This is a genomic window from Actinomadura sp. GC306, from assembly GCF_004348665.1.
In the GTDB taxonomy this organism is placed as follows: Bacteria; Actinomycetota; Actinomycetes; order Streptosporangiales; family Streptosporangiaceae; genus Spirillospora.
Window position 1 is genome coordinate 1 of record NZ_SMKM01000283.1, and the last position, 8545, is coordinate 8545.

The 8545-nt window shown below is 74.0% G+C and carries 8 protein-coding genes; all 8 read right to left on the reverse strand.

Annotation, left to right across the window (positions count from 1 at the left end):
• Positions 1 to 56 precede the first annotated feature (56 nt).
• Entirely contained in the window at positions 57 to 1550 is a 1494-nt protein-coding gene (locus E1200_RS28015; RefSeq protein WP_131955083.1) for an NADH-quinone oxidoreductase subunit C, read from the reverse strand.
• Positions 1547 to 3031 (reverse strand): proton-conducting transporter membrane subunit, encoded by a 1485-nt coding sequence (locus tag E1200_RS28020; RefSeq protein WP_131955084.1) that lies wholly within the window; start codon positions 3029 to 3031, stop codon positions 1547 to 1549. Before E1200_RS28020 ends, E1200_RS28015 begins: the two co-directional genes overlap by 4 nt.
• On the reverse strand, positions 3031 to 3690 hold the full coding sequence (locus E1200_RS28025) for a hypothetical protein (protein ID WP_131955085.1): 660 nt from the start codon (positions 3688 to 3690) through the stop codon (positions 3031 to 3033). Before E1200_RS28025 ends, E1200_RS28020 begins: the two co-directional genes overlap by 1 nt.
• Positions 3687 to 4637, reverse strand: a complete 951-nt coding sequence (locus tag E1200_RS28030) for a respiratory chain complex I subunit 1 family protein (RefSeq protein WP_165950497.1) — start codon at positions 4635 to 4637, stop codon at positions 3687 to 3689. Before E1200_RS28030 ends, E1200_RS28025 begins: the two co-directional genes overlap by 4 nt.
• A complete protein-coding gene (locus tag E1200_RS28035; RefSeq protein ID WP_131955086.1) occupies positions 4634 to 6688 on the reverse strand; it encodes a proton-conducting transporter membrane subunit in 2055 nt (684 codons plus the stop codon). Before E1200_RS28035 ends, E1200_RS28030 begins: the two co-directional genes overlap by 4 nt.
• Entirely contained in the window at positions 6685 to 7170 is a 486-nt protein-coding gene (locus E1200_RS28040; RefSeq protein ID WP_131955087.1) for an NADH-quinone oxidoreductase subunit B family protein, read from the reverse strand. The genes E1200_RS28035 and E1200_RS28040 overlap by 4 nt, the downstream gene beginning before the upstream one ends.
• A 140-nt stretch (positions 7171 to 7310) precedes the next feature.
• On the reverse strand, positions 7311 to 7664 hold the full coding sequence (locus E1200_RS28045) for a metalloregulator ArsR/SmtB family transcription factor (protein ID WP_131955088.1): 354 nt from the start codon (positions 7662 to 7664) through the stop codon (positions 7311 to 7313).
• A 169-nt stretch (positions 7665 to 7833) separates the two neighbouring features.
• Positions 7834 to 8427, reverse strand: a complete 594-nt coding sequence (locus E1200_RS28050; RefSeq protein ID WP_131955089.1) for a dihydrofolate reductase family protein — start codon at positions 8425 to 8427, stop codon at positions 7834 to 7836.
• Positions 8428 to 8545 lie beyond the last annotated feature (118 nt).

Here is an 8545-nt window from a genome sequence, read left to right on the forward strand (position 1 = left end):
CCCTTATGGAGCGGTCCATAAGGGCAACACGCCGCAAGTCAACGAGGGGGTGGGGGTTATAGGTCGTTGCCTGCGTAGGAGAGGTTGAAGCTCTTGTTGACCAAGGGGAAGTCGGGGACGATCACGCCGGTCAGGGCTATCGGGAGGGCCGGCCCGTTGAAGAAGGACGGGTCGACGATTTTGGTGCGGGTCACGGTGCCGTCCGGGGCCAGTTCTACTCGGTGGACGATCGTGCCTCGCCAGCCCTCGACTATGCCTACGCCGGAGACCGGGGTGGCGGGCGGGGAGAGCGGGGGCCAGTAGGTGACCACGCCTGGGGACATGCCGTAGGCCAGGTCCCCTACCAGCGCGGCGGAGACGGCTATCTCCTCGGCGCGGACCTCGAAGCGGGCCAGGACATCGCCGGTGGTGCGGGTGACGACGCGCAGGGACGGGCGGAGGTCGGTGGACGGGTGGTCGCGGCGGGCATCGGTGTCCAGGCCGCTGGCGCGGGCGACGTAGCCGAGGGTGCCCAGGTCGCGGGCGGCCTGGGCGGGGAGTTCGGCGGTGCCGGTGAAGCGGTCGGCGACCACGGTGTGGGAAAGGGCCAGGCGGGCCAGTTCGGCGGCGTCCTCGGCGATGGCTGTGAGCCGGTCGGGGGCGGGGATCGTCCGGAGGGCGGCGCCGCCCAGCACGACGCCGCCGCGCAGGAGGCGGTGCCCGGTGACCTCCGCGTTGAGGCGCAGGAGGCTTTCGCGGATGCGGCCGAACTGGGCGTTCATGATGGAGTAGCCCACGTCGTTGCACAAAGCGCCCAGGTCGGTGACGTGGTTGTAGAGGCGTTCGAGCTCCAGGAGCATCGCCCGCATGCGGCGGGCACCTGGGGAGACCTCGATCCCTAGGGCGTCCTCGACCGCTGTGCAGAAGGCCAGGGCGTGGCCGACGGTGGTGTCACCGCTGACGCGCTCGGCAAGTGGCAGCGCGTCGTTGGGGAGTCGGCCGTGGAAGAGTTTTTCGAGGCCGCGGTGCACGAACCACAGTCGGGCTTTCAGTTTGAGGATGCTCTCTCCGACCGCGGAGAAGCGGAAGTGGCCGGGGCCGATCATCCCCGCGTGGACGGGGCCGACCGGGATCTCGTACACGCCGGGGCCCTCGACGGTGACGAACGGGTAGGGGCCCTCGGGGTCGCCGAACTCGGGTGGTGGTCCGGCATCGGCGCGCATCGGGTACCAGCCCTTGGGCCAGTGGTGGTGCCGGACGAGGCGGCGCGGCAGGGGGTGGTCCTCCGGGACGATCCCGTACAGGTCGCGCATCTCGCGTTCGAACCGGCCGGCCGGGAAGCTGATGCCGGCGAGGCTCGGCAGGGCGGGCCGGTCGGGGTCCAGGCGGAGTTGGAGTTCCGTGCGGCGGTCGGGGGAGGTTCCGGTGAACAGGTAGACGACGCGCAGCGCGTCGGGGTCGTGGTGGGCGGCGACCAGTGCGAGGCGGTCGCCGCGGTCCAGCAGGGCGGCGGCCCGTTCGGGGAGCGCGGCGGCGTCGATGTCGGTCGTGCTGCGTTCGTCCGAAGTCATCCGGAGACCCCCGTAACGATCTCGGTGGCGGCGTCGAGGAGCGGGCGGAGCGGCCAGGCCGTCACGCCGATCATGGCGCAGGCGGCAAGGCCCGCGCCCATCGCGGCGGTCAGCGCGCGCGGCGGCCGGAGCCCGGGGAGCGCGGGGGCGTCGGGGCGCGAGCCGAGGAGCATGCCCGCCATCCGGGCCGAGACCGCTGCCATGACGACCAGCGTCAGGACGAGTGCGGCCGTCACGGCCCAGCCCAGGCCGGTGGCGAACCCGGCCCGGACCATCGCGACCTCGGTGGCGAAGAGGGTGAACGGCGGGAATCCCAGTAGGGCTAGAAGTCCGGTGCCCAGGAAGAAGGCCAGGAGCGGTGCTCGTGTGCCCAGGGCCCGGACATCGTCGATGCGGCTGGTTCCCAGGGCCTGGTGGACGCGGCCCGCGGCAAGGAACGAGACCGCCTTGGCCATGCCGTGGCCGAGAATGTGCAGCAGCACCGCGGCCATGGCCAGGCGCGTCCCGATCGCGGTGCCCAGGGCTAGCAGGCCCATGTGCTCGATGCTGGAGTACGCGAGCATCCGCTTGAGGTCGCGTTGGGCTATGAGAAGCGCGGCCGCCAGGGTTACGGATGCCAGGGCGATTATCAGGAGCAGGGTTCTGGTGAAGTCCGTGCCGAGTGCTATGTCGGCGATCACCTTCACGCGCAGGATGGCGTACAGCGCGACGGAGAGCAGGACGCCCGACATCAGCGCTGAGACGGGGGCGGGGGCCTGGCCGTGCGCGTCGGGCAGCCAGGCGTGCAAGGGGGCGAGCCCGGCCTTGGCGCCGAAGCCGAGCACCAGCAGCGCCACGGCGATGCGGGTCACGTCCGGGTCGAGGGACGCGGCGTGCGCCGACAGCCGGGCCCAGTCGAGCGCGCCCGACGACGGGACCTGCGCGTGCCGGGCCGCGAAGTGCAGCAGGACGATGCCGAGCAGCGCCAACGCGATGCCCGCCGAGCAGATCACCACGTACTTCCACGCGGCCTCGACGGCGTTGCGGGTGCGGCGGTGCCCGACGAGGAACGCGGTGACGATCGTGGTCGCCTCCACCGCGACCCACAGGACGCCGAGGCTGGAGGCCAGCACGGCCAGCGCCATCGAGGCGATGAACCCCTGCGTCAGGATGCCGTACCGGCGGGCGTCGGCGGGGCCGGCGTGGCCCGCCGCCCGCTCGGCGGCCAGGTAGGAGGGGCTCGCGAGCATCGCCAGCAGCGCCACCGCGCCGATCACGAGCAGCATGAGGGCGGTGAGGGCGTCGGCGCGCAGCAACCCGCCCAGGCCGGTGCGGGGCCGGTCCACCGCCAGGAAGGTCAGGCCGACCGCGGCGGCCAGCACGCTGGACGCGACGGCGGGGGCGAGCCACGCCGTGCGGCGGTGCCATCCGAACGCGGCGTATGCGCAGGCGGCCAGCAGCGGCACGGCGACCGGGGCGGTCAGGAGGATCGTCGTCAGCATCAGTCGTGCAGCTCCCGCAGGTCGTCCAGGTCGCTGTCGCCGAACACGTCCCGCATGCGGGCCGTGAGGATCTGCAGCACGAGCACCGCCAGCAGGACGTCCAGCGACATCCCGAGCTCCACGATGAACGGCACGCCGGTGGTGGTCAGGAACGCGACGGCCGTGATGCCGTTGTCCATCATCAGGAACCCCGCCACCTGGGACAGCGCGCGGCGGCGGGTGACCAGCACGAAGAACCCGAGCAGGACGACCGTGAGCGCCACCGGGACGGCGCGGGTGGCCGGGGACGGCGCCAGCTCCACCACGGGGCGCGTCACGGCGAAGGACAGCAGCGCCAGCAGCGCGGCGGCGACCAGCGACGAGGCGACGTTCACCAGCGGCTCGGTCTCCCGGAACGCGCCGCCGGCGAGCATCGCCCGGCGCAGCAGCAGCGGCAGGACGCCGGCGCGCAGCACCAGGATCCCGGCGGCCAGCGCGAGCGTCGGCGGGTGGCCCTCATGCAGCCCGAGGACGGCGACGAGGGCGGCGAGGGCGGCGCCCTGGACGGCGAACAGCCGCACGATGGCGGCGAGGTCGCGCCGCCACAGCGCGAGGACGCCCGCCAGCAGCAGGGCGCCGCAGGCCATGTCGAGGGCGTGGACGTAGAGGCCGCCGGTCATGGCCCCGCCAGGAAGAAGGAGGCGGCGACGGCGAGCAGCGCCATCAGGAACGATCCGGCCAGCAGCTCGGGGACGCGGAACATCCGCAGTTTGGCCATGAACACCTCACCGGCGGCCAGGGCGGCGCCCAGGACGACGACCTTGGCGGCGAAGGCCGCGATCGCGACCGGCAGCATGAGCAGTGACGTCCCGGCGATGCCCCACGGCGCGAAGAGGCCGGCGAACAGGCCGAGCAGCACCGTGAGCCGCATCGCCGACGCCCATTCGACGAGGGCGAGGTCCGGTCCGGCGTACTCCAGCACCATCGCCTCGTGGATCATCGTCAGCTCCAGGTGGGTGGACGGGTTGTCCACCGGGATGCGGCCCGTCTCGGCGATCGTGACGATGGCCAGCGCGACCGCCGCGAGGAGGCTCACCGGGGACACCACGGACTGCGGGTCATGGAGCGTGGCCGTGACGATCTCGCCGAGGTTCGTGGAGCCGACCCGCGCCGACACCGCGAACACCGCCAGCAGGATCGTCGGCTCGACCAGCGCCAGCACGACCATCTCGCGGCTGGCGCCCATGCCGCCGAACGCGGTGGCGGTGTCCAGGCCGGCGAGCGCGAGGAACACCGTGCCGAGCGCCAGGAGGGCGATCACCGCGAACAGGTCCGCGATGCCGTCCAGCGGCGAGGCGGTGGTGACCAGCGGGACCACCGCGGCGGCGACCAGCGCGGTGCCGGCCAGGACCAGCGGCGCCGCGCGGAAGAGCACGCCGGTGCCGTGCGGGGTGATCGGCTCCTTGCGCAGCAGCTTGCGCAGGTCGCGCCACGGCTGGGCGACCCCGGCCCCGGCGCGTCCCTCCAGCCGGGCCCGGACCTGGCGCATCACCCCGACCAGCAGCGGCGCGCCCGCGGCGACCAGCAGGACCTGGGCGGCGGCGCCGATGATGCCCGCGGCGCTCACCGGGTCACCGCCAGGACGATCAGCAACGCGGTGAAGGCGTAGAAGCCGTAGCCGACGTAGCGGTGGACGCTGCCGTTCGCCAGCGGGCGGGCGGCGCGCCCGGTCCAGCGGGCCGCCGCCAGCACCGGCCGGTACAGCCGGTGCTCGATCCGGTCGGCGACCTCGGTCCGGTAGCGGACGCCGTCGATGAGGTACGCCGACTCCGCGACGGGCGTGACGTCCAGGCGGGTATCGGGTGCGAGGACGTCGTCGAACACCCGCACCAGCGGCTCGGCGAACGAGGTGGCGGTGTACTCCATCCGGGCGGTGGCCGGGCCGGCGCCGCAGTCCCACAGCCGGGCCCGGCGGCGCGCGCGGGCGGACGCGGCCGCCCGGAGCAACCCGAGCAGCACGACGACCGCCGCCAGCAGCGCGACGGTGATCAGGAGCGGGGACATGGTGCTCGGCATCCCGGCCGGGCGGAGGACGACGGGGCCGGTGACGGGGTCGGCGGCCGGGCCGGCCACCGCCGCCGCGACGCCGACGGCGCGGGACAGGCCGTCGGCGATGAGGCCCGGCGCCAGTGCGGCGACGACGCAGCCCGCGGCGGCCATGACCATCCCGGCGATCATCGCCGGTGGGCTCTCGTGCGCCCGCGCGGCGCCCGCCCCGCGGGGACGCGCCAGGAACCCGACGCCGAACGCCTTGGTGAAGGCGGCGATCGCCAGGCCCGCGGACAGCGCCACGACCGCGACCGCGACCGGCATGGTGACGGCGGCGACCGTGCCGCCGCCGGGGAGCGCGTGGACGAGGCTTTGCAGCAGCAGCCACTCGCTGACGAACGCGCTGCCCGGCGGCAGCGCCGATGCCATCAGCGCGCCGAGGCCGAACAGCGCGGTCGTGGCCGGCATCGGCGAGCGCAGGCCGCCGAGGGCGTCCAGGTCACGGGTGCCGGTGGCGCGCAGCACCGACCCGGCGGCGAGGAACAGCAATGTCTTGAAGCCCGCGTGGTTGACCACGTGCAGCATCGCCGCGGTCAGCGCGAGCGCCGCCATGGTGCGGTCGCCGACGGCCGAAAGGAGGCCCGCCGCGCCGACGCCGACCAGGACGAGACCCATGTTCTCGCAGGTCGAGTAGGCCAGCAGCCGCTTGAGGTCGGTCGCCACGACCGCCTGGAGGATGCCGTACAGGGCGGACACGGCGCCGAACCCGAGGACGAGCAGCCACCACCACGCCGGGCCGCCGCCGAGCAGGTCCAGCCCCACCCGGACGATCCCGTACACGCCCATGTTCACCATCGCCGCGCTCATCAGCGCGGACACGTGGCTGGGCGCCTCCGGGTGGGCGCGCGGCAGCCAGACGTGCAGCGGCACGATGCCCGCCTTGGACGCGAACCCGGCGAAGACCGCCACGAAAACGGCGCTGCGCACTGCCGGGGACAGTCCGTCCGCGGCCTCCCGCAGCCGGTCGAACGACTCGCCCTGCGCCGCGGCGGCGAACCCGGCGAGGCCCGCGAGGATCGTCACCAGCCCGAGGTGGGTCATGACCGCGTACCAGAGCCCGGCCTCCCCCACCGACGCGCGCCGCCGGTGCTCGGCGACGACCAGCAGCAGCGACGTGACCGCCATGAGCTCCCAGGCGAGCAGGAACGTGGTCACGCTCGCCGCCGCGGGCACCAGCAGCATCGCCAGCACGAACAGCGGCAGCAGCGCCTGCACGGCCCGGCCGTCCAGGGCGTGCCCGGCGTCCGCGTCGTCCCGTCCCGGGCGGCTGTAGCCGGCCGCGTAGACGGCGGCGCACACCGCGACCGCGCCGGTGACGGCGATGAACAGCCCGCCCAGCGGGTCGATCGCAAGCCGCGCGCCGGCCAGCGGCACCAGGTCCGGCAGCCACGCCGACCAGGGGCGGCCCGCCATCGCGGCGAGGCCGGCGGCGACGGCGGCGGCGCCCGCGGCGGCCGTCGCCCCGCCCACCGCGGCCGGGCGGACCCGGCGCGGGAGCGCGGCGCAGGCGGCGGCGAGCAGGCCGAGGGCCAGGGCCGCGCAGAACGCGGCGCCGGTCGGGTTCGTCATCGGCCGGTGAGCCCGCGCAGCGCCGCGACGATCGCCTCCGGCTCGGGCGGGCAGCCCGGCACCTCGGCGTCGACGGGGACGACGTCGCCCACCGCGCCCGCCACCCCGTAGGCGTCGGCGAACACGCCGCAGCCGCGGGCGCAGTCGCCGAGCGCCACCACGACCTTCGGCTCGGGCACCGCCTCGTAGGTGCGGCGGAGCGCGACCCGCATGTTGCGGGTCACCGGGCCGGTCACCAGCAGCGCGTCGGCGTGCCGGGGCGAGGCCACCAGCCGCGCCCCGTACCGCTCGGCGTCGTGGACGGGCCCGAACGCCGAGGCGATCTCGACCTCGCAGCCGTTGCAGGACCCGGCGTCCACGTGCCGGATCTGGACCGACCCCCGCAGCTCGGCCGCGGCCTCGGGGACGGCGCCGGCGGGGCGCGCGGGCGGGTCCTCGGCGACCCGACCGGTCCTGATGATCTTGCGGAGCAGCTCTCTCACCGGGTTCCCCGAGATGTGGTGGCGGACATGTGACGGCGGCAGGACCGCGCGGCGTGCCTCCTCGCGTCCTGCACAATTGCTAATATTAGCAATCGTTGAGGTATGCAACGAACGGGGGTGCGAACCGTTCGGTTCGCGGCCTACCGGGGGCGGCGGCCGCCCGGCGGCCGGTCGGCGCGCAGGTCGTCCAGGAGCTCGGCCTGGCCCGCGAGCACCCCGGTGAGGATCGACCGCGCGACCGCGAGGAGGTCGGCGACCTGGGGGCTGGTCAGCGAGTAGATGACCGTCACCCCCTCCTTGCGGGAGACGACCAGCCCGGCCCGGCGCAGCACGGCGAGCTGCTGGGACAGGTGGGCCGGCTCGATGCCGATCTCCGGCAGCATCTCGGCGACCGCGTGGTCGCGCTCGCTCAGCAGCTCCAGCACGCGGATCCGGGCGGGGTGCCCGAGCGTCTTGAAGAACTCGGCCTTGAGCTGGTACAGCGGCGTGCTCACGGGAGGCGGCCCCTCGCGGTCTCCGCAGCGGCCGTCCGGTGATACTCGGACTACCCGGCGGCGTCTCTGCTGGACAGATGATCGGTTTTAACCAATATGGCAATTGCTAATACTAGCAACTCTCGACCGGGCGGAGGCCCCCGCCCTGGCGGGGGCCCGCCGGGCGGGGCTACCGGGTGAGCCGGTAGGTCACGTGGGTGACCAGGCCGGTGCCCCACGCGGAGACGGGTTCGAGGCCGAGGTCGCCGACGCCGGTGAACAGCCGCTCCCCCGCGCCGAGGACGATCGGCGCGATGTGCAGCCGCAGCTCGTCGATCGCGCCCGCCGCGAGGTACCGGTTCACCGTCTGCGCTCCGCCGCAGACCGAGACGTCCCGGTCGCCCGCCGCCTCCCTCGCCTGCTCCAGCGCGGACTCGATGCCGTCGGTGACGAAGTTGAACGTCGTGCCGCCCTTCATCGGGACCGGCTCGCGCGGGTGGTGGGTCAGCACGAACACCGGGGCGTGGTAGGGCGGCTCCTCGCCCCACCAGCCCTTCCACTCCAGGTCCCATTCGCCGCGTCCCGAGGCGAACATGTTGCGGCCCATGACGAACGCCCCGGCCGCCGTGATGGCCTCGATGACACCCGCGTGGGCGTCGGCCTCCTCGAACATCCAGCGGTGCAGCCGCTCGCCGCCGTCGCCGAGCGGCTCCTCCAGCCGCTGGTTCGGCCCGGCCACGTAGCCGTCGACGGACATTCCGATGTCGCAGGTCACCTTGCTCATGTCGCTCCCTCCCCGGCGCCGCTCCGGCGCCTCTCATGAAGAGGTCGGAGCGGACCGCACGTTCTCGACATGCCCGCGGAGGGAATCCGTCACTTCGCGGTTTTCGGGGCACCTCCGC

Coding starts and splice junctions, on each gene's coding strand:
- E1200_RS28035 (WP_131955086.1), bottom strand. CDS start 6,688: ATGACGAACCCGACCGGCGCCGCGTTCTGCGCGGCCCTGGCCCTCGGC.
- E1200_RS28025 (WP_131955085.1), bottom strand. CDS start 3,690: ATGACCGGCGGCCTCTACGTCCACGCCCTCGACATGGCCTGCGGCGCC.
- E1200_RS28015 (WP_131955083.1), bottom strand. CDS start 1,550: ATGACTTCGGACGAACGCAGCACGACCGACATCGACGCCGCCGCGCTC.
- E1200_RS28020 (WP_131955084.1), bottom strand. CDS start 3,031: ATGCTGACGACGATCCTCCTGACCGCCCCGGTCGCCGTGCCGCTGCTG.
- E1200_RS28050 (WP_131955089.1), bottom strand. CDS start 8,427: ATGAGCAAGGTGACCTGCGACATCGGAATGTCCGTCGACGGCTACGTG.